Genomic DNA, 21,950 nt, shown 5'->3' with positions numbered 1-21,950 from the left:
GACAAGTATGAAATATAGAGTATTATTATTGATGTTGTCCATACTGAGTTTTGCCGGATGTAGCGATTTTCTGGAGGAGTCCAGTTTGGATGAAGTACGTCCAACGTCGATTGATGATTTGATGCAGATCATGGTTGGCGAGGTATACCCGATGAGTAATACGGTAAGAGGTTTTCAGGATTTTCTGACGGATGACGTGGAATGTTTTGGAGCCCAGAACCAGGAAATACTGGAAGCTCCTATAGAGAATTTGTATCGGCTTTTCTCGTGGGATGACGAGATGTTTAACGAGGGGGCCGGAACTCATGATCGGGTGAATGCTTGGAAGGTATATTACAATAAAATTATGGGAGCTAATACGGTTTTGGAACATATAGATCAGGTCAAAGGTGATCAGGTGAATAAAGATAATCTTCGGGGACAAGCCTTGACCATGCGGGCATGGTATTATTTCTCGTTGGTGAATTTGTTCGGATTGCCGTATAACTACGGTAATCCTGAGGAGAATCCGGGTGTCCCATTGAAATTGGAAATGGAAATAACGGGTGGTTATTATACGAGAAATTCGGTGGCCGAGGTGTATAAACAGATCGAAGAAGATTTGCTTGCAGGTGTAGATTTACTGGAGAAGAATCCGTTGTCGATGTCTGAATACAAGATTAGTGTGTTGGCGGCAAAATCCATCTTATCCCGAGTGTATCTTTATATGGAAAATTGGGACGAGGCCCTGAAATATGCTAATGAAGTACTTGCGGTGAAACCCACGTTGACGGCTCTTGCGAGTGCGGAGGATGCTGCTTTTGCCTGGCAGGGAAAAAGTCCTTTTGGCGTGTATAACGTGGAAACTAGCGACGAGGTGATTTGGATTTATAGTAATACCGGGGAAATAGGTTCCTTGTATTCGGCCGGAGGGTATAATTATCGGGCGGCTTTTGGTGTCTCCTCTGATTTGATGGCATTATATGAATTTGTTAATGATACGGAAAAGGAGAATTATATGGATTTGCGACCATTCATGTATTTTGTGAACTCTGCTTACATTCAACCTTCGGGTGCTGTTTATTACCAACTTTATGCGTTTAAAGGAGGAAAGCATAGCACTACGATAGGTGGTAAGGGCATTCGTACGGCAGAATTGTATTTGAATCGTGCCGAGGTGTACATCCGTAAATACATGGCTTCCGGTGATGATAGCTATCGTCAACTGGCATTAGATGACCTGAATAATCTACGGGAGCATCGTTACGACACCCGTAATGTCGCGTATGAGCCGAAAGATATCCGGGATGCGGAAGAGTTGTTCGAATTTTATAAAAATGAACGTCGTCGGGAATTGTGTTTCGAGGATCATCGTTGGTTTGACTTGCGTCGGTATGGAATGCCGAGTATCACGCATTCTTATTTCATAAGTACGGATAATCGGGAAGAAATCACGTTGAGAAAAGACGACCCTCGGTATGCGTTACCGATTCCCCGCGTGGCATTGAATCGTAATCCTTTATTGGTCCAGAATGAACGTTAATGTCGAATTTAGAAAACAAATAGGATGAAACAGAAAATTTTATATATATTGATATGCGTTTCCGTGTGGATGGTGTCTTGCAATGACGAGGATACATTGTCACCGACGGAAACTCCCGAAAACGGGTATATTGTACCACAAGGTAATCATGATTACGATCAGCGTATCGTGAATTGGAAAGAAAGATGCAATACGTTTATTTTGTATCAGTTTAAAGTGAAAGAGCTTTACTGGTCCGTAACCGGATGGTTAGAGTCGGTCGAGGATGATAGAAATCCTCTTTACCCTTACACGAACGGATTGATTGCTGCGAATGCAGACGAAAATTATGTCGGACAGCAATTGGATTTGCTGGAAGCGGCTTTCTTGAACCTGTATCCGGATACCACGCTGGCTCGTTGTTTACCCTTGAAGTTGCTCCTTTGTGGTCAATTAGATTGGAGAACTACAGCCGGTAGAAGTACATTATATAACACGTATAGTACTTTCGATGGTCTTGCGTTTAACTGGGGAAACGAGAACATCCTGACCATGACGCAGGCTCAGAAAATCACTTTCAAGAACGATGTAAACGTGACTTTCCTGAAACGTATACTTGCTAATGGTAAGATTGTCGAGAATGCGGAATTTTATGATGGCGTTACTTACGCGACAGCGATTACCAATCAAACCATGTACGGGCGGGGTTTCCTCAATCGTAGTACTAAAGTAGAAAATGACGTGGAATACTATGTCGAGGCGATTGTTTCTAATACTTACGAGGATTTGATCGCGGAATATCCGGCAACCAATTACACGAATAAGGGAATATTAAATCCCGTGAAAGACGTGAACGGTTTGATCCGTCAACGGTATGATATCCTGATAAAGCACATGAAAGATACCTATGGGATAGACCTTCAGGCAATCGGGAATGCTCTTGCTAACTAGTCGTTTATTATGCTGAAAGGAATCATTATATTATTCATTCTGGTAACTTGCGGGGAGGGTATCGCGCAGAACGCTTTTACTCTCTCCGGGAAGTTACGGTTATTGAACCCTTTAGAGATTCGAGTAGAATCTCTAAAGGGTGATATATTACTATCCTTACAGGTCGCGAAAGACGGTGGGTTTAAGTCCGGACCGAAAGAGATAGAGCCTGATTTATACATCTTGTCAATCGGGAACACGAAACAACCGGTCTACCTGACAAACACGGACGTGACGATCAAGGGATTTTATGACGAGAAAAATCCGGATAATAGTTCTTTATCGTTCACTGGAATTGATGATTTTCTGGAATTATTGAAATGGGTACCGGAAAGAAAGAAAACTGTGGTCGATGAAGTCCGGGGACAATTGCAGGGAACGATGTATAGTGCCTTGGCTTATATGGCTGATATGAAAGCGTATGAACCCAATAAAATGTTGTTGGATTTAGTGCCGGAAGTGAATCGGGGAGCCCTTTCCGCGAAGTGGTTGGAAAACCGGGTAGATAGTTTGAGACAATTCGCTATTGGGACGGAAGCTTATGATTTCGAGTATGTCGATCCGGATGGGAAGAACGTTCGTTTAAGTGACTTCCGGGGTAAATATGTGCTTGTGGACTTTTGGGCTTCTTGGTGTGGCCCTTGTCGGCAAGAAATGAAAAATCTGTTGCCGGTTTATAAAGAATTGAAGGGGGAGGATCTGGAATTTATCAGTATTTCACTGGATAAACGGGAGAAAGATTGGCGTCGGATGCTTGATGTGGAAGATTTACCCTGGGTGATGCTTTGGAACAAAGAGGGATTCATCGTGGGCGATGCTCCCAACACGATACAGAAAGCCTATGGTTTCTATTCGATACCTTTTATCGTTTTGATTGATAAGGAGGGACGTATTGTCGCTCGCGGTTTACGGGGAGAGAAGGTGAGAGAAGAAATACTGAAAGCACGACAACGGTGATTTTAGATTGAAAATGGGAATGTAGATTCGGGTAAGTTTTTAGCTTTTAGTTTTTAACTTTTAGCTTCATGATGATTTCGTATTGTATAATAATATAATTGTAAATGATGAGAAAGTATTTTTTATTGCTTGTGCTGGGCTTGTACGTTTGTACGGTGAGTGCGCAATTAATCAAGCAGGACAATCAAATCCCCAAGAAACAGTCAGATTTAGACTGGTACAATTGTTCTTTTGATCAGGACGGGGTGTATGGAGCCGAGGTGAACAAGGCTTATGATCTCCTGAAAGGAAAGAAAATAAAGAAAAGGCCCGTGGTGGCTTTGATCGGGACGGGATTGGATGTGGAACACGAGGATTTGAAGCAATCTATCTGGTTCAACCCGAAAGAAAAAGCGAACGGAAAAGATGATGATAAAAACGGGTTGGTGGATGATATTAACGGTTGGAACTTCCTTGGAGGAAAAGACGGGCAAGTGATGGAGACATTGCTAAAGGAAGGGGATCGTGAATTTTTCCGGTTGAAAGACAAGTATGGCGATTATGTTTTTGACGGGAAAAATTATTACCGGGTAGCGGATGATAAATTGATGCCTGTGCCCGCGCCTGAAAATATTGACGAATTTAAATATTACCGGAATCAAGTCATGTGTGAGTCATCCGTGGCCGGAGCCTACGGAGGGATAGGGTTGGCTTATGTATTGAGGGATTACGCCTTGAAATTCGACAAGCAGTTGAAAGAGCGATTCCCGGACAAGGAATTAACCTTGCAAGAATTTCAGACTTGCTATGATCCTAAAGCTCCCCGTGATTCGTTGGGCGAGGTGGCTTTCACGCTTATGGCTTACGGTTTTTCGATCATGAAGACTGAAAAATGGGAAGATATTTATAATTTGTATGCTACCGGGGGACAAGTCGAGCGTGGTCGAGCCGCTTACGAGAAAGCGTTGAAAGCGATTAATCCCGGAGGACGTAAGGACATCGTCGGGGACAACTATATGGATATAAACGATAAGAAATACGGGAATAATGTTTTGTTGACTTCCGATGCGGCTTTGGGTACTATGCAAGCCGGGATTATCGGGGCGAAGAGAGGTAACGGCTTGGGTGGTGACGGGATTATCGACCGGGTGGAGATCATGACATTGCGGGTGACGGGCAGAAGCGGTGAACCTTATTTAAAGGATATGGCCCTTGCCATTCGGTATGCCGTGGATCACAAGGCAGACGTGATTGTGTTGCCGCAACAGAACACGTTGTATCCCGAAGATCAGAAAAAATGGATAACCGAGGCTCTGCAATATGCCGAGGGGAAGGGGATACTCGTGATCGTTCCAGTGTGGGACCTGTCGCGGGATCTGGCTAAAGAGACTTTTTTCCCGAATCGTTGGATGACGGGAGGGAAGGAATTGACGAACCTGATGGTGGTGGCTTCTTCCAACAAGGAGGGCAATCCTTCCATGAGATCGAATTACGGGGCTCGCGAACTGGATTTATTCGCTCCCGGGATGGACGTGTTTTCGACTTACACGGGCGACACGTATCAAACGGGTACGGGTGTCGGGCTTGCAGCGGCTTCCGTGGCGGGAGTGGCTGCTCTAATCAAGGCTTATTATCCCGCTTTGACAGGGACACAAATACGTGATATCTTGTTGGAATCCGTGACTTCCCGGGCGGGGGTAGAGGTGGAGAAAGGAATAGAGGTTAACGGGAAACCGACTCAGGATTTGTTCCTTTTTGAAGATTTATGCCTGTCCGGTGGGATTTTGAATGCTTATCAGGCAGTAATGGCCGCGGATAAATTGGCAAAATAGATTAAAAGTTTGAGCAACTGTTCTATGCCATGAAAACGATATTAATCATTGTCGGTCTGTTGACACTATTCTCCGCGAGGAGTTTTGCGCGACAAACTTCTCGTCGGGTGTGCGACACGATACATTATGAATTTGTACACGGGAAGATCATTATCCCGGTGATGGTGAACGGGGTGAACGTGAGATACATCGTTGATACCGGGGGAAAGACGGGAACTATGCGGGAAGCGGCTGTCGAGATGAAAGCGATGAGTACGGGGACTTCGACGAACGTGTCGGATGCCAATAGTCTGGGAGTGAATTATCCCACGGGGATATTACAAGAGGTGGAATTGAGCCCGAATTATAAATTATCCCGTTTGGAAACGATGATTTTTCCTACCACGGGATTCTTTCGGGAACTTGGGGTGGCCGGTATTTTGGGTGGGGATGCATTCGCTCAGTCGGTGATCACTTTTGATGCTCGGGAAAAGATCATGGTCATCAATTATCCCTATCGTCCGGCGGGATTGAAAATCACGGATGGCGTGGAGTTGTTTCCGGGACAGTCCAATCATTCGATTGTAGAGGTCGGTTTTGGTGGTGCGACCAAAAGGGTGTTATTTGACACGGGAGCGACCGGTTTGTTATTGCTTTCTTCCACTGATTATACTGATTTGAAGGGGCGGGTCAAGAACACGAAAGTGGCAGAAGGGATCGGGGTGAATATCGTGGGCATAGGAGGTGTCGGGCAACCGGTGGAGATTGATAAAGTCGTGATCGATGAGATGAATTTCCTGTCCGGAAAGTTCTCGAACGTGGGAAGTATCACGATCAACATGGGGATGAGTATTGTCGGGGTGGATATGTTGCAGTACGGGAAAGTGGTTATTGACTACATGCGTCATCGTTTCTATTTCTTCCCGTATGATCAGGCCGTGATTGATGCGGGAGGGGCACCCCGGACATGGAACGTGGGGATATTGCCGGTCAAGGGACATTTTGAGGTGACAACCGTTTGGGATAGCCTGAAAGGTCAGGTCGCGTTTGGTGACCAGGTGGTGAATATTAACGGTAAGGAGCTTTCCGATGTCGCGCAAAACCAGATGGAAGTGGAGGCCATCCTTGATGCGATTGAGGGCGATTCGGCTTATATCATAATCCTGAAAGACGGGAAAGAGAAGAGGGTCGAGATAACAAGATCCTAGATACAAGTAAAATTTATAGCACATGAAGATATTGATATTATTACTGTTTTGTTTGTTTCCCGGCTTGACGTGGACTCAGACGAAGAACACGTCTACCGAGGTGAAGGATTATCGGGAAGTGGACGGGAAAATAATCTTGGATTTGGCGGTGAACGGGGAAATGGCCAGTTTCGTCCTGGACTTGTCCGGGCACACGGCTCTCTTGCCGGAGTTTCTGGAAAAACTGAAAATAGACCCGGAGATACCGGGTGATTTCCAGTATAACCACTTTTTGTACAAGGAGGTTCCAATCTCGAAGACCGTGAGTGTAAATACAATGGCATTCGGGAATAACGTGTTCGGTAATGCCGTACCCGCTTTCGTTTTGGTGGACGAACCCTATTTGCGTCAGCTTGGTGTGGCGGGTGTCGTGGGGGGAGCGTTGTTTCGTAACGTGGTATTGACGATTGATAGCAAACGTAAGAAGATAACCACCTCTGTACCTTATCGCCCCTCGTACATGAAATTGGAGCACCGGGCTGACGTGAAGGTTCTACCCGGAACCGCTATTTCGTGTACCTTGACTATTGACGGGATTCCATACGCCTTGTTGTTGGATACGTGGAGTGACGGGATGATTTCAATGACAACCGGGGATTTTGCCAAACTCGGAGGGGATAAAGGAGGTGAGGCTGTCATCGTGAACGGTTATAAGATTGCGGAACCGACTGCCGGAACGAAAATAGCCGGGACGTGTGATTTCGTGAAGAGTCGTTTGAATCGGATCGTTATTTCCGAGAACGCGGCTTTATCCCGCTCCGTGCTGGGTAACGGGATTTTGAAGGAAGGAATTATTTCAATTGATTACCCGAAACAGAAAATATATTTTCAACCTTTTGATCTGGTAGAGATAAAAGACGAGGAGGTAAAGGATATAGCTTCTACGGTCGAGCCGGGCAAGTTGAACCCGATCACCCGGGATTATTTCTTAGAGCATGTCTATGACTACCGGGTGAGTGATGAATTCGTGTTCAAGGGTGATAAACCTGTCGTGATAGATTTCTGGGCCACGTGGTGCGGACCTTGCATGCGATTGATCCCCGAATTGGAAAAGATGGCGGAAAAGTACAAGGGGCAGATCGTGTTCCTGAAGGTCAACGCGGATAAGGAAAAAGAACTTTGTAGCAGGTTTAATGTAAATGCTTTGCCAACTTTGTTTTTTATCCCGGTTGGAGGTAAACCCGTTGTCGAGATGGGAGCAACTCCCGAAAAATACGAGAAAATAATTCAAGAACAATTGTTGAAAAAATAGTCAGTTACAACATAATAGCAGTAGGATGGTCAGCGTGTGGATTTCGGTTCATGCGCTGATTTTTATAGATATCGGTCTCGTGTTTTGCTAGGCCCAACGCTTGACTAAAACTGCATTCACGCTTGGTTTGGCTCCATTTATAGTTTGATCAGAGTTTATCGGGAAGGTTTTTATAAGGAAGTGGGGAGGAAAAAAAAAAGCGGGACGGGTTGTGTGGGTTGAGAGTTGGGTGTGAGATGGTAGGAGGATACTTGAATGAATCAAGCGTGTTTCTTGGTATTTTCCGGGGAGGCTCGTCGGTGGTTCGTTAATATGTTGATTGCTTTTTTTGTGAAAATCAATAAAATCTTGACGGTTCTGCTTAGTTAACTTTCAATGAAGTTTCAATCAACTTTCAATTAACTTACCGGGGAGACACGGGTACGGGTGCGTCGAGATACCGGGGAATGTGGGCTCACGTGAGCCGGGCTAAGGGACGAAATTTTATAAATAAGAAAAAGCCAGCAGAAATGCTGGCTTAGTTTTTGAAGCTCCTCAGGTAGGACTTGAACCTACGACCTACGGATTAACAGTCCGCCGCTCTAACCAACTGAGCTACTAAGGAATTTTCTCAAAAGCGATGCAAATATAGAGCCTTTTAGGGAATTTGCAAAATATTTGAGAGAAAAATTGTAGTGATAATTATTTTTCATTTATAAATTCGGGATAATGAGCATACTACATCATGAAAAATTATAGCTTTGCAGGAGTAATAAAAAAATGACAACTATGGATTACATGAAAGAACTGAACGTGGCGATCACGGTATGTGATAAAGAGGGGAAAATCCTTCAGATGAACGATAAATCCCAGAAAACGAATCATGGTGATCTGGTAGGGCAAAACGTGTTGGATTGTCACCCGGAACCGGCCCGTACGAAACTGGTGGAGTTGATGGAACAACATGCAACGAATGCTTATACGATTGAAAAGAACGGTGTGAAGAAATTGATTTACCAGACCCCGTGGTACGAGAACGGCGAGTTTATGGGATTGGTGGAATTTTCTCTGGAGATTCCTTTTGAGATGCCGCACTATGTACGGAAACCGAAAACGGAATAAAATTTTGATCTGTTTATAAAACTTTTTAATGGTTAATGAGGTATAATCATCATAGACATTATAATGATAATACCTGATTAACCATGGAAAAGAAACAAAGACTTACTACCGAAGCCGGGGCCCCGGTTGGTGATAACCAGAACATCCAGACGGCAGGCCCTCACGGTCCGGCTCTTCTTCAAAATGTTTGGTTGCTTGAAAAACTAGCTCATTTTAACCGGGAGAGAATCCCGGAACGAATCGTCCACGCCAAAGGGAGCGGGGCGTTCGGGACATTTACCGTGACGAATGACATCACCCGTTACACGAAAGCGAGTATTTTCGCCAAGGTGGGAAAGAAAACCGACGTGTTTATGCGGTTCTCCACGGTTGCGGGTGAGCGGGGAGCGGCTGACACGGAACGGGATGTTCGCGGGTTTGCCATGAAATTTTATACCGACGAGGGAAACTGGGATCTGGTCGGGAATAATACGCCCGTTTTCTTTATCCGGGATCCGTTGAAGTTCCCTGATTTTATTCACACGCAGAAGCGGGATCCGAAGACGAATCTGCGAAGTAATACCGCCATGTGGGATTTTTGGAGCTTGTCGCCGGAGACGTTGCATCAGGTGATGATCCTGATGAGCGACCGGGGGATACCTCAGGATTTTCGCCACATGCACGGGTTCGGGAGTCACACGTTCAGCTTCTATAACGAGTACGAGGAGCGTTGTTGGGTGAAGTTCCATTTGCGTTGCATGCAGGGAATTGCCAACTTCACGAACGAGGAGGCGGAGAAGATCGTGGCTGTCGACCGGGAACATTCCCAGCGGGATTTGTTCGAGAGCATCGAGAAGGGTGATTTCCCGAAATGGAAAATGTGTGTTCAGATCATGCCGGAGAAAGATGCGGAGACGTATCGCTTTAATCCTTTTGACCTGACGAAAGTGTGGAGTCACAAGGATTACCCGTTGATCGAGGTCGGGGTGATCGAGTTGAACCGGAATCCGGAGAATTATTTCGCCGACGTGGAGCAAGCTGCCTTTAACCCGGCCAACGTGGTTCCGGGTATCCATTTCTCGCCGGATAAGATGTTGCAGGGACGGTTGTTCGCTTACGGTGACGCGCATCGTTATCGCCTGGGGATTAACGCCGATTCGATCCCGGTGAACGCGCCGCGTTGTCCGGTCCACAATTATCATCGGGACGGGTTCATGCGGGTGGATGGTAATAGCGGGGGAGCCGTGAATTACGAGCCGAACAGTTTTGGTGGTCCGGTAGATAATCACGCTTATAACCAGCCTGTTTTTGATATAAAGGGTATGGGCAATCATTATCAGCAGGATAAGGATTACTACACGCAACCCGGTGATTTGTACCGTTTGGTTCCCGAGGACGAGAAACAACGGATTCCCACGAACGTGGCAGCTGCGATGACTGGCGTACCCGTGGAAATCAAGGTACGGGTAGCCGCTCGTTTTTACCAGGCGGATGAACGTTGTGGTAAGGGGATCGCCGAGGCCGCGGGTTTGAATATGAAAGATGTACTTGCCGAGGTGAAACGCCAGCAGCAAGAAGATAAATAGATTTGTATTGACTAATGGTTGGAGGAAACGTTGTGTGTTCCGGGATATCTGGTGATAGAATACTCCAACTGTTAGTCTTTATTTCAGTCGGTTGGATTCGGTCAGGGAGAATTCGGGGAAGTTCTCTTTCACGAAGCTCTTGGGGAGTTTCTTTATGACTTCCCGGTAAGAGTGTTCGATGAGTTCCTCGATGAATTTATCGGGAAGGTTCCCGTGCATGTTTATCCCGTTCCAGTACTTTTTGTTGAAATGGTAAGCGGGTGTGATTTCCGAATATTTCTCACGTAGTTCAAGGGCTCGTTCCGGGTCGCACTTTACGGCAATCCATTCGAACGGCATGATATCCGTGCAACAGAACATTTTATTGAAGACTTTGAAGACCAGCGTGGTTTCGTCAAAGGGGAATTCCTCGGTCGTGTGCGGGAAGGAAAGACAAAATTCTCTAAGCTCTACAATATCCATACGTGTTGTTATTATGATTTGACAAAGATAGGAATTTTCGTGAGTTTTCTATATTTTTCATAGATTCGTGTACTTGTGAGAAAATGAGGATATAACAGACGTGATTCTCTGGACTACTTTAGCAGGGGGTATCGCAATAGGTGTTTCGATGCGGGGAGAAGAGATTTTAGAGTATATTTATCGCTTTCATGTTGAAATGGTTATAGCCCCGGAAAACCGGATATTGAAAGCGAGGGATTTTAAATTTATCCTGTAAGGTCTGAGGAAAGTAAAAAGTCACCGAGAATCAGTGACTTTTTCTTGTGTGGGTGGAGTAGCAGGGAATCGAACCCTGGTCCAAACACGGAATCCATATGCTTTCTACATGCTTAGCTTTTTATTGGTTTTCGAGTATGGCCCGGAAAAAAGCACCCAAACTATACCTTAGCTTCTGTTATTTCATCAACGTCACGAAGCAAAACGTTGACTAACCTCGTATTGCCTGCACCCCGAATGCTGGTTGGCACAAGGTGGGACCGCCAGCGGGATGTCTTGTCTCCACTACCTTGAGCGGAGATTAAGCCTCAATCTACTATGATTCGATTAGGCAGCAAGAGCGTAATTTCTTTCGCCAATTAAAATTTTGCGTCCGGGATTAACGGGCCGGCTTCACTACGCCCGACATGCTTACATACCTATTCATCATGCTGTCAAATCCACGTCTACCCCATAGATATGTGATGCAAAGATACGAATATAATTGAAAATGGAGAATGGTGAATTGAAAATTATTCCATCAAATGCTCGACAAGGATTTTAATACCGATAGCGATGAGGATAACACCCCCGAGTAACTCGACGTTCACACCTTTAATTTTCCCGAAGCGATAGCCGCTGATAACACCGATCAGGGAGAGGGAAAAGGTCACGAATCCGATAATGAAGGCCGGGATATAGATGCTTGTTTTGAGAAATGCCATGCTGACTCCCACGGCGAGAGCGTCAATGCTGGTGGCAACCCCTAGGGTGATCAGGGTTTTCGTGGAGAAGGAGGAGATCGTGGTCTCTTCTTCCTCGAAAGACTCGTAAATCATTTTCCCGCCGAGGAAACCCAGAAGTACGAAAGCGATCCAGTGGTCGAAAGCGGTGATATACGAACTGAAACTAACACCCAGCCCCCAGCCTAGTAACGTCATTCCCCCTTGAAAGATTCCCATGGTCAGGGCTAACCGTAAAGATTGTCGCATACAGAAAGGACGCATGACAATACCTCCACTGATACTGACGGCAAGACTGTCCATGGCTAATCCTATGGCGATCATGAATACGGTGATAATTCCCATGATTAAAATTTTTGGCAAAAGTATAAAAATGATGGAGAAAATAAGCGTAAAAAATGTAACTTTGTAGAGAACGAGTGATTATTTATATAAAGAATAAATATGAATTTACAGACGAAGATTACGATTGCCGCTCCGGATTTTTCGATAGATTACAACTCCAAACTGATGATGTTGGGATCCTGTTTTGCCGAGAACATGGGAAGTAAGTTCTCGTATTACAAGTTCGACGTGGATGTGAATCCGTGCGGGATTATTTATAATCCCCTTTCCGTGGCGAACGTGCTGCGCCTGATCATTGACGGGAAGCGTTTTGAGAAGGAAGACCTCCGGGAAAATGCGGGGAAATGGGTGAGTTTGTATCATCACGGGGCGTTTTCTTCCAGCGATCCGGACGAGTGCTTGCATCGTATCAACGAGCGGTTGGAAAAGGCAACCGGGGAACTTCGTTCTTTGGATTTACTGGTGATCACGTGGGGAACGGCATGGGTGTACAAGCATGTGCGGGAGAACATGGTGGTTTCCAATTGTCACAAAATTCCTTCGCGGGAGTTCGAGCGTTATCGTTTAAGCTTGGAAGATATCGTGACGGAATACGTGCAATTGATCGGACGTCTGCGGGAAATTAATCCCGGTTTACGGGTATTGTTCACGGTAAGCCCGATTCGTCATTGGAAGGACGGGGCGCACGGGAACCAGTTGAGTAAGGCCACGTTGTTGTTGGCAATAGATCAGTTGCGGGAGAAACTGGATTATTTGTACTATTTTCCGGCTTACGAGATCGTTTTGGATGAATTGAGAGATTATCGTTTTTATGCTGATGATATGCTGCACGTGTCCGGCTTCACGGTTGATTATATTTGGGAACGTTTCCTGTATAGTTTTATCAGTCCCGACGTGTTGGGTTTGATGAACCGGATCGGTCGGATTAATAAAGGCGTGGCGCATCGGCCTTTCGACCCGAAGTCAGGGGATTACCAGCGTTTGGTGAAAAAGATGCAGGCGGAGATTGCCATGATATCTCGTTCTTTCCCGATGATTGATTTTAGCGAGGAGAAGGAGAAACTTGATCAATTAAGCGGTTCGTGAATCTTTGAAGAGGGGGATTCGCATGGCTTATGCTATGGGCAAATATGCCACTTGTTTGTCTATTGCCTGATTATTTACAGGTTTTTAGGCGACTTAGCCGCCAGTTGGCCGCCACTTAACCGCCATTTAGCCGCCATTTTAACAGGTGAAGTTTCTTTTTAAGAATGGGTAATTGTTGTTTATTCCGACTTTTTAGCTGTTTATTTTCAGGCTATTGGGTTCTTTTGTGGCTGTGTTGCCCATTTTTTGGGTATGATTTGGGGTAGGAAGTCCTGTTTCGAGTGCTTCCCGGATGCGGGTAAATGGTCTGAAATTGTGAATCTAAAAATTAAAATTGCCCGTGTTCGCGGGAGACGTGATCGTGTCTTGTTCCTGAACGGGGGTGAGTTCATTCAGGTAAATGATCGTTTTGACCGGGTAAGCTCCGGTGTATTTTTTACGGATTCGTTTGAGTGTCGGGATCGCTTCAATACGGGTGCGGAAGTTACCCACCCGGATTTTAAAGTCGGGATCGGTGTATTGAAGATAGGCCGGGATTTCCGGGAACTCTTCCTCGAATCGCTTGGTGTAATTCTTTAACGTGTCGATGTTAGTGTTGTACGAGCTCGCGGACAGGATTTGGATACGATACCCTTGAAAGGCATGTTCTTTCCGGTTCACGGAGATGTTCAATTTTAGCAATTGCTCGATTTTCGGGTCGCCATGAACGACCACTTTTCCCCCGGTTATGGAATCCGTTTCCGAGAGCTGTTTCAGAAAGTCAATTTCTTTTTTTACCGGAACGATGGAATCCGAAGGGATTGTATCTGTTTGGGCGTAAACCAGCGTGGTAACGAAAAAAGATAGTATTACGAGTGTTAATTTCATGGGTAAATGTCTATCGTGAGTTCAACTAATTCGACTTCAATCGACAAAGATAGTATAATTTGTCTTTTTGTGGTAGAAAAATAGAGAAATAACACTATTTTTGTACTCGCAAAAATTTTAGCGTTCTACATGATAAAGGAAGAAAAGATGAATCAAGTAACAGATCAACAAATCATTGAAATATTGAGAAAAGAGGCCGTTCCGGCCTTGGGGTGTACTGAGCCAGTAGCCTGTGCTCTGGCGTGTGCAAAGTGTAAAGAAGTTTTAGGAGGCGTGCCCGAGCATTTGGATGTATTGGTTAGTGGCAATATTTACAAGAATGGTATGGGTGTCGGTATCCCGGGGACCGGAATGGTCGGGTTGCCTATCGCTGCCGCTTTGGGTGCTGTTTGCGGGAAATCCGAGTACGGATTGGAGGTGTTGAAGGATGTAGCCGAGGGTGATAACCTGCAACGTGCCAAAGATTTGTTAGAGCATGTTACGGTTTCTTTGAAAGAGAATGCCCCCGATAAGTTGTACGCCGAGGCTTTGGCAACGAGAGGGAATGACCGGGTGAAGGTGATTATCGCTCACACGCACACGAATATCATTCTGGTCGAGAAGAACGGGGAAGAGTTGTTCCGCAGGGAGTTTCAACTGGACGTGACGAAGCCAGAGACGAAAGGACCGGAATTAAGCGTGAAGCGTATCTGGGATTTCGTGCATGATGTGGACGTGAAGGACGTCGAGTTCGTGTTGGTCGGGGCCGAGATGAATAAGGCTATTTCTGCCGAGGGGTTGCGATCCGAGTATGGTTTACAGATTGGTAAGACTTTAAAAGAGAATATTGATAAGGGATTGTTGGAAGATGACTTGTTAAACCGCACGTTGATCCGTGCCACGGCTGCATCGGATGCCCGTATGGACGGGTGCCCGAAACCGGTGATGACGAATTCCGGTAGCGGTAACCAGGGAATCACGGTGTATCTGCCCGTGGTCGTGGCTGCCGAGACGTTCGGAGCTTCCCGCGAGCAGATGATTCGAGCTCTGGCGTTGAGTAACTTGATTGCCGTGCATATTCATCATTACATGGGACACCTTTCCGCTCTCTGCGGTATTTTGATTGCCGGGACAGGCGCCGCATCCGCTATTACTTACTTGATGGGTGGTACTTACGAGAATATGGTGAACACGATCAAGACGATGTGTTCCAACCTGACGGGTATGATGTGCGATGGGGCAAAACAGGGATGTGCCTTGAAGGTATATTCCGGGGTATCTGCCGCCGTGCAGGCTGCCTTGTTGTCTATGCGGGGAATCAAGACGAATAACGATGGTATCGTGGAAGAGGATATCGAACGGACAATCCGTAATGTGGGCTTGATCGGGACGAAGGGGATGGAAGAGACCGATAAGACGATACTGAATATCATGTGTAATAAGAACATGAAATAATTTTAGATTTTAGATTTTAGATTGGGAAGCCGGTCACGGTTATGCTGTTTTTCCGTAACTTTGTCGGAGGATCGGGTTTAGCCTTTCGGGGCGTAATCTAAAATCTAAAATTTAATGTTTAATATAATCAGGTCATGTCTCCGTATGTAAACACGCACACGCATCATGTCGGCGAGGGTATCAATGTTTTGGATGTTGGTGAGGGAGGAGCGTGGTTGGAGGACGAGAATGTGCGTGTTTTGGCGGAAGGACAGGATGTTTTTTATTCCGTGGGTTTACACCCGATGAAAGTGGGACAGGCGGCTGATGAAGCGTTGACCGTTATCCGGGAGACCATTCTTGACGAGCGGGTGATTGCCGTGGGGGAATGTGGATTGGATCGCCGTTCTGCGGCTACAATGGAGAAGCAGGAACGAGTGTTGCTCGAACAGGTGCAATTGGCGGAGAAATACCATAAACCTTTAATTATTCACTGCGTGAAGGCATATTCCGAGCTGATTTCTATCCGGAAAAAATCAGGGACGTCGGTGCCGTGGATTATTCACGGTTTTAATAATAACGAGCAGATATTGGCGCAATTACTGGATCATGGTTTTTATATTTCTATCGGGGCGGCTTTGTTGAATCCTCGATCGAATGTTTTTCACTTGATTCGCGATATCCCGTTGGAGAGGCTTTTCTTGGAAAATGATGACCGGGAGATTGAAATCCCGGTGATATACGAGGCCGCTTCTTGTCTAGTCGGGTTGGAGGAAGAGCGATTGAAGGAGAGGTTATGGGAAAATTATAAAAAGATTTTTAATAAGTAATATGGATTGGTTAAGTAGAACGGAGTTGCTTTTAGGAGAAGAGCGGCTGGGAATGTTGAAAAAAGCACACGTACTGGTAGCCGGGTTGGGGGGAGTCGGCGCTTATGCTGCCGAACAGTTGTGTCGTGCTGGGATCGGGGAGATGACGATTATTGACGGGGATTGCGTGGACGTGACCAATAAGAACCGGCAGCTTCCCGCGTTGGATAGTAATATGGGGAAGGCTAAGGCCGAGATCATGGCCGCCCGTTTCCGGGATATAAATCCTGATATTCGATTACATGTCATTAATGATTTTATCAAGGACGACCGGATGATTGAAATTCTTGACATGGCGAAGTATGATTACGTGGTGGACGCGATCGACACGTTGGCTCCCAAGATCTTCCTGATTTATCATAGCTTGCAAAAAGGGTATCGTATCGTTAGTTCCATGGGAGCCGGCGGGAAGATGGACCCGGAGCAAATTCGTATCGCGGATATTTCCAAATCTTATAATTGTAATCTGGCCCGGATGCTACGGAAAAGGTTGCATAAACTGGGTGTCTATAAAGGGGTAAAAGTGGTGTTTTCGCCCGAGGAAGTTGATCCCGAGACGGTGGTGTTGAGCGAGAGCGAGAATAAGAAATCGAATGTCGGGACGATTTCATATATGCCTCCCTTGTTCGGGTGTTTTTGTGCCTCGGTGGTGATCCGGGATTTGACGGGGAAGTAAAGATATTTCGAAGTGTAAGATAAAATAAATAGCGTGGAGTTTGCTCCACGCTATTTGTTTTTATGCTCGTAATTTCTGAACCATTAGTTTGTCGAGTTTGGTTTCGGCATATTCTTTGGTGATCGTGATTGATTCGCAGTTCTGAGAGGGAATCTCGAACATGAGGTCGGTCATGATCGCCTCGCAGATGGAGCGTAAGCCGCGGGCTCCCAGTTTGAATTCAACAGCTTTGTCAACGATGTATTCGAAGACATCTTCATTGAAATTTAACGTGATATTGTCCAGTTCGAACAATTTCACGTATTGGCGTATGATCGCGTTCTTGGGTTCCGTGAGGATGTTTCGTAGGGCTTGACGGTCGAGGGGTTCCAGATAAGTTAATACCGGGAGACGACCGATGATTTCGGGGATTAACCCGAATGATTTCAAGTCTTGCGGGGCGATGTATTGCAGCATGTTATCCCGGTCAAGAATGGCCGTTTCCTTGCTTGCCGTGAATCCCACGACTTGCGTGTTCATGCGTTGGGCGATCTTCTTTTCGATTCCATCGAATGCACCTCCGCAGATGAACAGGATGTTTTTCGTGTTTACCGGGATCATTTTCTGGTCGGGATGTTTACGTCCGCCTTGTGGGGGAACGTTCACGATGGAGCCTTCCAGAAGTTTCAATAATCCTTGTTGCACGCCTTCACCGCTCACGTCACGCGTGATAGAAGGGTTGTCACCCTTACGGGCGATTTTGTCGATCTCATCAATGAAAACGATCCCTTTCTCGGCGGCATCCACGTCGTAGTCGGCGGCTTGCAACAGGCGGGTCAGGATTGATTCGATATCTTCTCCGACGTACCCGGCTTCCGTCAAGACGGTGGCATCGACAATCGTGAAAGGCACGTGAAGCATCTTGGCAATCGTGCGGGCCAACAGGGTTTTTCCTGTACCCGTGCGCCCAACCATGATGATGTTCGATTTCTCGATTTCCACGTCATCATTGGAATGCTTTTGTGTCAGTCGTTTGTAGTGATTGTAAACGGCCACGGCGAGATGCTTTTTTGCATCGTCCTGTCCGATCACGTATTGATCTATGAATTGTTTGATCTCTATCGGTTTTTTTACCTCGATATGATCCATGTCAAGGGGCGTGGAGTGGCCTCTTTGTTCTTCCTGCACGATATCATACGCTTGTTGTGCGCACATATCACAGATGAAACCATCCACACCGGAAATCAGAAGATCTACTTCATCGCGAGATCTTCCGCAAAATGAACATTTATCTTGCATTATTTGTGTTCCCGAGTTAATACTGTGTCAATCATTCCGTACTCTTTCGCTTCGGCGGCTGTCATCCAGTAGTCGCGGTCGGAGTCTTTCTCCACCTTTTTAATGGGATTACCGGAGTGGTCGGCGATGATTTGGTAAAGTTCTTTTTTCAATTTCATGATTTCCCGAGCCGTGATCTCGATGTCGGAGGCTTGTCCTTGCGCTCCACCCATCGGTTGGTGGATCATGATACGGGAGTGTTGGAGGGCGGAACGTTTGCCTTTAGTTCCGGCTGTCATCAACACGGCACCCATGGATGCGGCCATTCCGGTACAAATGGTGGCCACGTCGCACTGGATGTATTGCATCGTGTCGTAGATTCCTAATCCGGCATATACAGAACCTCCTGGGGTATTGAAATAGATTTGAATATCCTTGGTCGGGTCTGTTGATTCCAGGAAAAGCAACTGCGCCATGATGATGTTGGCAACATCGTCATCTATGGGGACTCCGAGGAAAATAATCCGGTCCATCATTAACCGGGAAAATACGTCCATGCTTGCCACGTTTAGTTGGCGTTCCTCTATGATCGTGGGGTTTATATAGCTGGAGGTAGCCGACTCGAAACGGTGAAGATTCAAGCTGCTGATCCCTTTATGCTTGATTGCATATTTTTTAAATTCGTCTTGTGAAAACATAATTATATATGTATTTTGGTTATACGGGTGCTAAGTTACGAAAAAAGGAGGGGAAAATAAAGCTTTTTGTAGTCCCCCTGTCTATTAGTAGTATATTTTTCCCTTTTTTTGTTTTTTCACAAGATATTTTTTAACTGGTACGTTGTATATCTCCGTCTTTTTAGAGTCGGCGTTTGAGGGCGTGAGGTCTTTTTCGTGACTGGTTTCCACGATATCTATAATTTTCGCTTTTCTTTTTAGCTTGGGGAAGACGAGGGAGATAAGAATATTTTTTCTGTTGCATCCCCTGACGATTAATAGTCGATCCATGGGGAGGTCGCCATCATATCTGCGAACCATATAAATGTCCCCACTTTTCTTGTCTACGAGTTGATAACCGTGACCGTAAGTTACCCATTGCGAGTCAAAATAGATAGGCTGTACAAAGGTGACTACGGTTTCACGACGACGTTTCTCGATACTGTATAGGCGTGGCATGATGGGTTCGTATTTTTCACTGGGCGGGGCGAAATGAATGTCCTTAGTCTGTAAAACGTAACCTTCTTTGAACATTTCCCGGTCACTCTTTTTGTTTTGGGCAGAAGCCGTTATCCCGAAAATTAACAGGATAAGCATCATAAATAAATATTTACCGTTCTTCATCATTTCTTTTTTTAGTGGTTGTTAAACTTACGAGGCAAGGTGCAGAAAATATCCTATATAACAAAGCTTTTCTAAAAATAAAATGACAATTTTTAGAAAAGCTTTGAATGTCCGGTTTCATGCTACGTGCGAGCGATTTATCTCCAAGTGATTTCCACGACGTGGTCGATGTCCGTGGGAACTTGGTTTAATTGGAGCAAGATGCCTTCTTTGGTTTTCTTGTATTTTACCGGGGTCTTATCCTTGAAATGCGTGACACTCTTTACTTTTTTGTCCGTGATGGGAAGTAAAAGTTCCGTTTTGTTCAAGTTCAGGATGTGAACGTAGAGTTTGTTTCCTTTTTGAGTGGTAACACCCCAATCCTGATGAGGGATGATCCCGGCACGGGTTCCTTGAATGGTCTCCCCGTAAATTTGCATCCATTCGCCGATTTCTTTCAGGTGGGTTACCGAGCCTTCGGGGAAATCACCTCCCGGACGGGGACCCACGTTTAGTAAGAGGTTGGCGTTGTTGCCAGCCGCGCCGACTAACGTGTGGATGAGTTTTTTCGTGGACTTGAAATTCCGGTCGTTGATGTTGTACCCCCACGTGTTGTTCATGGTTTCGCAGCTTTCCAAGGGGAGGGTGCTGATTTCGGCTTCAGCGGAGTATCCGGCTTTGTTTTGGCCGGGCAAGTCTCGTTCGAACATTTGAAAGTCTTCCCCGTCAAAAGGTGCTTTGTGGTGGTTATTCCCGATCAGGCATCCGGGTTGTAGGCGGTGTACCAGGCGATATTGTCTTTCCAGTTGCCAATCGGCATTGGGTTTGTCCCACCAACCGTCGAACCAGATACCACCGATGGGGCCGTAATTGGTAAGTAGTTCGGTTAACTGGGCATCCATAAATTTCAAATAATCCTCCCACGTGCCGGAGGGGGTACGTCCCGTTTTTTGTCCCGTGCGTCCCCATGGGTAATAATCCGGACGGTGCCAGTCGATATGGGAATAATAGAGAAATAGTTTGAGCCCGTGTTTCCGGCAGGCTTCGGCAAGTTCCTTGATGATGTCCCGTTTGAAAGGGGTAGCTTTGACCACGTTGTAATCCGATTGTCGGGTGTCGAACATGGAAAAACCGTCGTGATGACGAGAGGTGAAACAGATATATTTCATCCCGGCTTCTTTGGCGATACGTACCCATTCGTCGGCGTTGAATTTTGAAGGATAGAACCCGTCAGCGAGTTTTTGGTATTCCGCCTCGTTCAGGCTTTTGTTTGTCAGCACCCATTCGCCGTCGGCGAGCATGCTGTATATTCCCCAGTGAATGAACATCCCGAACTTGGCGTCCCGGAACCATTCCCGGTTCTCAAGGTTTTCTTTCGAGGGAATGTATTTCTCTTGGGCAGAGCAAAATAAGGTCGTGAATAATAAGAGTGTAATAATGAATGTGTTTTTCATGGTGAGGTTTCAATTAAATTTTCACGAAATTAATGAATACAATGAATATTATCAAGTGTTTAATCGCTGAAAAATCACGGGAAATTGGTGTCGATTGAGGTGGTTTAGGTTGGAAAAAAGAATGACTTGACAGAAAATAAATTGAAAATAAATTTGGAAAATGCTTGTATATCCGATTTTAAGTGTACCTTTGTCCCAGATTGAGTTGAATTATTTGTATTTAAATCACTTTCCTATCAATGTATTTGTATCGTTAAGTAGACTTTTTTCAATGAGACCATTCTCAATCATTATTTATTAATCAATTAAAATTGTACTTGATGAACATTTACATTTCAAATTTAAGTTATGGCGTTGATGACGCTGATTTAAACACATTGTTTGCAGAATACGGAGAAGTGGTTTCTGCTAAAGTTATTATGGACAGAGAATCAGGAAGATCCAGAGGATTCGGTTTCGTGGAAATTGCTGATGATGCTTTAGGACAAAAAGCGATCGACGAATTGAACGGTGCTGAATATGATGGTAAAGTAATTACCGTGAACGTTGCAAGACCGAGAGAAGAAAGATCAAACGGTGGTGGTAACCGCGGTGGTTATAACAGAGGCGGTGGTAATCGCGGAGGTGGTTATAATTCAAACAGAAGATATTAATCTATCTATATGGTTTAAAAAAGAGGCTTGGTTTCCAAGCCTCTTTTTTTATGGATACAGGAACCACAGAAGTAGCCCGGCGGGTAGGTAGTCAACGAGTTCCTGACGTAGTTTTTTTAGGCCGACTTGCAGGTGTTTTTCCACAGTTTGTATCGTCATGATGAAAATG

At 45.6% G+C, this 21,950-nt stretch carries 20 protein-coding genes, 1 tRNA gene and 1 other RNA gene; 13 read left to right on the top strand and 9 right to left on the bottom strand.

All coding sequences use genetic code 11. From position 1 onward, the window contains the following. The first annotated feature begins 7 nt into the window (after positions 1-7). From DWW52_RS15545 to DWW52_RS15520, 6 genes are all read left to right on the top strand, one after another. Complete coding sequence (locus DWW52_RS15545; RefSeq protein WP_158582632.1) at positions 8-1,522, top strand: RagB/SusD family nutrient uptake outer membrane protein; 1,515 nt, start codon at positions 8-10, stop codon at positions 1,520-1,522. Between the two features lie 24 nt (positions 1,523-1,546). Beyond that, a complete protein-coding gene (locus DWW52_RS15540; protein WP_118716428.1) occupies positions 1,547-2,452 on the top strand; it encodes a hypothetical protein in 906 nt (301 codons plus the stop codon). Between the two features lie 9 nt (positions 2,453-2,461). Then, positions 2,462-3,448, top strand: a complete 987-nt coding sequence (locus tag DWW52_RS15535) for a TlpA disulfide reductase family protein (protein WP_118716427.1) — start codon at positions 2,462-2,464, stop codon at positions 3,446-3,448. A 107-nt stretch (positions 3,449-3,555) separates the two neighbouring features. Next, a complete protein-coding gene (locus tag DWW52_RS15530; RefSeq protein ID WP_118716516.1) occupies positions 3,556-5,259 on the top strand; it encodes a S8 family serine peptidase in 1,704 nt (567 codons plus the stop codon). Positions 5,260-5,288: 29 nt separating this feature from the next. Next, positions 5,289-6,446 (top strand): aspartyl protease family protein, encoded by a 1,158-nt coding sequence (locus DWW52_RS15525; RefSeq protein ID WP_118716426.1) that lies wholly within the window; start codon positions 5,289-5,291, stop codon positions 6,444-6,446. A 22-nt stretch (positions 6,447-6,468) separates the two neighbouring features. Continuing rightward, complete coding sequence (locus tag DWW52_RS15520; protein WP_118716425.1) at positions 6,469-7,737, top strand: co-chaperone YbbN; 1,269 nt, start codon at positions 6,469-6,471, stop codon at positions 7,735-7,737. A gap of 530 nt (positions 7,738-8,267) precedes the next feature. Here the strand turns inward: DWW52_RS15520 and DWW52_RS15515 are convergent. Further along, positions 8,268-8,341, bottom strand: a tRNA-Asn gene (locus tag DWW52_RS15515). 164 nt (positions 8,342-8,505) lie between these two features. Here DWW52_RS15515 and DWW52_RS15510 point away from each other — a divergent pair. Then, the gene (locus DWW52_RS15510) at positions 8,506-8,838 is read left to right on the top strand and encodes a PAS domain S-box protein (protein WP_118716424.1); all 333 of its coding nucleotides are present in this window, start codon (positions 8,506-8,508) and stop codon (positions 8,836-8,838) included. 83 nt (positions 8,839-8,921) lie between these two features. Then, positions 8,922-10,403 carry a catalase gene (locus DWW52_RS15505; protein ID WP_118716423.1) on the top strand — a complete coding sequence of 494 codons (1,482 nt, stop codon included), beginning with the start codon at positions 8,922-8,924 and terminating at the stop codon, positions 10,401-10,403. Between the two features lie 78 nt (positions 10,404-10,481). Here DWW52_RS15505 and DWW52_RS15500 read toward each other — a convergent pair whose 3' ends face one another. The 3 genes from DWW52_RS15500 to DWW52_RS15485 form a co-directional block, all read right to left on the bottom strand. Beyond that, the gene (locus DWW52_RS15500; protein ID WP_118716422.1) at positions 10,482-10,865 is read right to left on the bottom strand and encodes an MmcQ/YjbR family DNA-binding protein; all 384 of its coding nucleotides are present in this window, start codon (positions 10,863-10,865) and stop codon (positions 10,482-10,484) included. Positions 10,866-11,171: 306 nt separating this feature from the next. Continuing rightward, positions 11,172-11,573: a transfer-messenger RNA gene (gene ssrA / locus DWW52_RS15490) on the bottom strand. Between the two features lie 59 nt (positions 11,574-11,632). Next, positions 11,633-12,187 carry a manganese efflux pump MntP family protein gene (locus DWW52_RS15485; RefSeq protein WP_118716421.1) on the bottom strand — a complete coding sequence of 185 codons (555 nt, stop codon included), beginning with the start codon at positions 12,185-12,187 and terminating at the stop codon, positions 11,633-11,635. A gap of 99 nt (positions 12,188-12,286) precedes the next feature. Between DWW52_RS15485 and DWW52_RS15480 the strand changes: the two genes are divergently transcribed. Then, the gene (locus DWW52_RS15480; RefSeq protein ID WP_118716420.1) at positions 12,287-13,273 is read left to right on the top strand and encodes a GSCFA domain-containing protein; all 987 of its coding nucleotides are present in this window, start codon (positions 12,287-12,289) and stop codon (positions 13,271-13,273) included. A 321-nt stretch (positions 13,274-13,594) separates the two neighbouring features. Here DWW52_RS15480 and DWW52_RS15475 read toward each other — a convergent pair whose 3' ends face one another. After that, a complete protein-coding gene (locus tag DWW52_RS15475) occupies positions 13,595-14,140 on the bottom strand; it encodes an SPOR domain-containing protein (RefSeq protein WP_118716419.1) in 546 nt (181 codons plus the stop codon). 129 nt (positions 14,141-14,269) lie between these two features. Between DWW52_RS15475 and DWW52_RS15470 the strand changes: the two genes are divergently transcribed. The 3 genes from DWW52_RS15470 to DWW52_RS15460 all read left to right on the top strand — a co-directional run bounded on the left by DWW52_RS15470 (position 14,270) and on the right by DWW52_RS15460 (position 17,098). After that, positions 14,270-15,574, top strand: a complete 1,305-nt coding sequence (locus DWW52_RS15470) for a serine dehydratase subunit alpha family protein (RefSeq protein WP_233556937.1) — start codon at positions 14,270-14,272, stop codon at positions 15,572-15,574. A gap of 134 nt (positions 15,575-15,708) precedes the next feature. Next, positions 15,709-16,383 (top strand): TatD family hydrolase, encoded by a 675-nt coding sequence (locus DWW52_RS15465; protein WP_118716418.1) that lies wholly within the window; start codon positions 15,709-15,711, stop codon positions 16,381-16,383. 1 nt (position 16,384) lies between these two features. Next, positions 16,385-17,098 carry a ThiF family adenylyltransferase gene (locus DWW52_RS15460; RefSeq protein WP_118716417.1) on the top strand — a complete coding sequence of 238 codons (714 nt, stop codon included), beginning with the start codon at positions 16,385-16,387 and terminating at the stop codon, positions 17,096-17,098. A 60-nt stretch (positions 17,099-17,158) separates the two neighbouring features. Here the strand turns inward: DWW52_RS15460 and clpX are convergent, their stop codons facing one another. The 4 genes from clpX to DWW52_RS15440 form a co-directional block, all read right to left on the bottom strand. Beyond that, positions 17,159-18,376 carry an ATP-dependent Clp protease ATP-binding subunit ClpX gene (gene clpX, locus DWW52_RS15455; protein ID WP_118716416.1) on the bottom strand — a complete coding sequence of 406 codons (1,218 nt, stop codon included), beginning with the start codon at positions 18,374-18,376 and terminating at the stop codon, positions 17,159-17,161. Continuing rightward, on the bottom strand, positions 18,376-19,053 hold the full coding sequence (gene clpP, locus DWW52_RS15450; RefSeq protein ID WP_118716415.1) for an ATP-dependent Clp endopeptidase proteolytic subunit ClpP: 678 nt from the start codon (positions 19,051-19,053) through the stop codon (positions 18,376-18,378). The genes clpX and clpP overlap by 1 nt, the downstream gene beginning before the upstream one ends. 84 nt (positions 19,054-19,137) lie before the next feature. Then, a complete protein-coding gene (locus tag DWW52_RS15445; RefSeq protein ID WP_118716414.1) occupies positions 19,138-19,695 on the bottom strand; it encodes a hypothetical protein in 558 nt (185 codons plus the stop codon). 137 nt (positions 19,696-19,832) lie between these two features. Beyond that, on the bottom strand, positions 19,833-21,128 hold the full coding sequence (locus tag DWW52_RS15440; RefSeq protein ID WP_118716413.1) for an alpha-L-fucosidase: 1,296 nt from the start codon (positions 21,126-21,128) through the stop codon (positions 19,833-19,835). A gap of 320 nt (positions 21,129-21,448) precedes the next feature. Here DWW52_RS15440 and DWW52_RS15435 point away from each other — a divergent pair, with 320 nt between their 5' ends. After that, positions 21,449-21,781 carry an RNA-binding protein gene (locus DWW52_RS15435; RefSeq protein ID WP_118716412.1) on the top strand — a complete coding sequence of 111 codons (333 nt, stop codon included), beginning with the start codon at positions 21,449-21,451 and terminating at the stop codon, positions 21,779-21,781. Positions 21,782-21,950 lie beyond the last annotated feature (169 nt).

Origin of the sequence: Odoribacter sp. AF15-53 (genome assembly GCF_003479425.1) — a bacterium.
Classification (GTDB): domain Bacteria; phylum Bacteroidota; class Bacteroidia; order Bacteroidales; family Marinifilaceae; genus Butyricimonas.
This window is presented reverse-complemented; position numbering and strand designations above follow the sequence as displayed.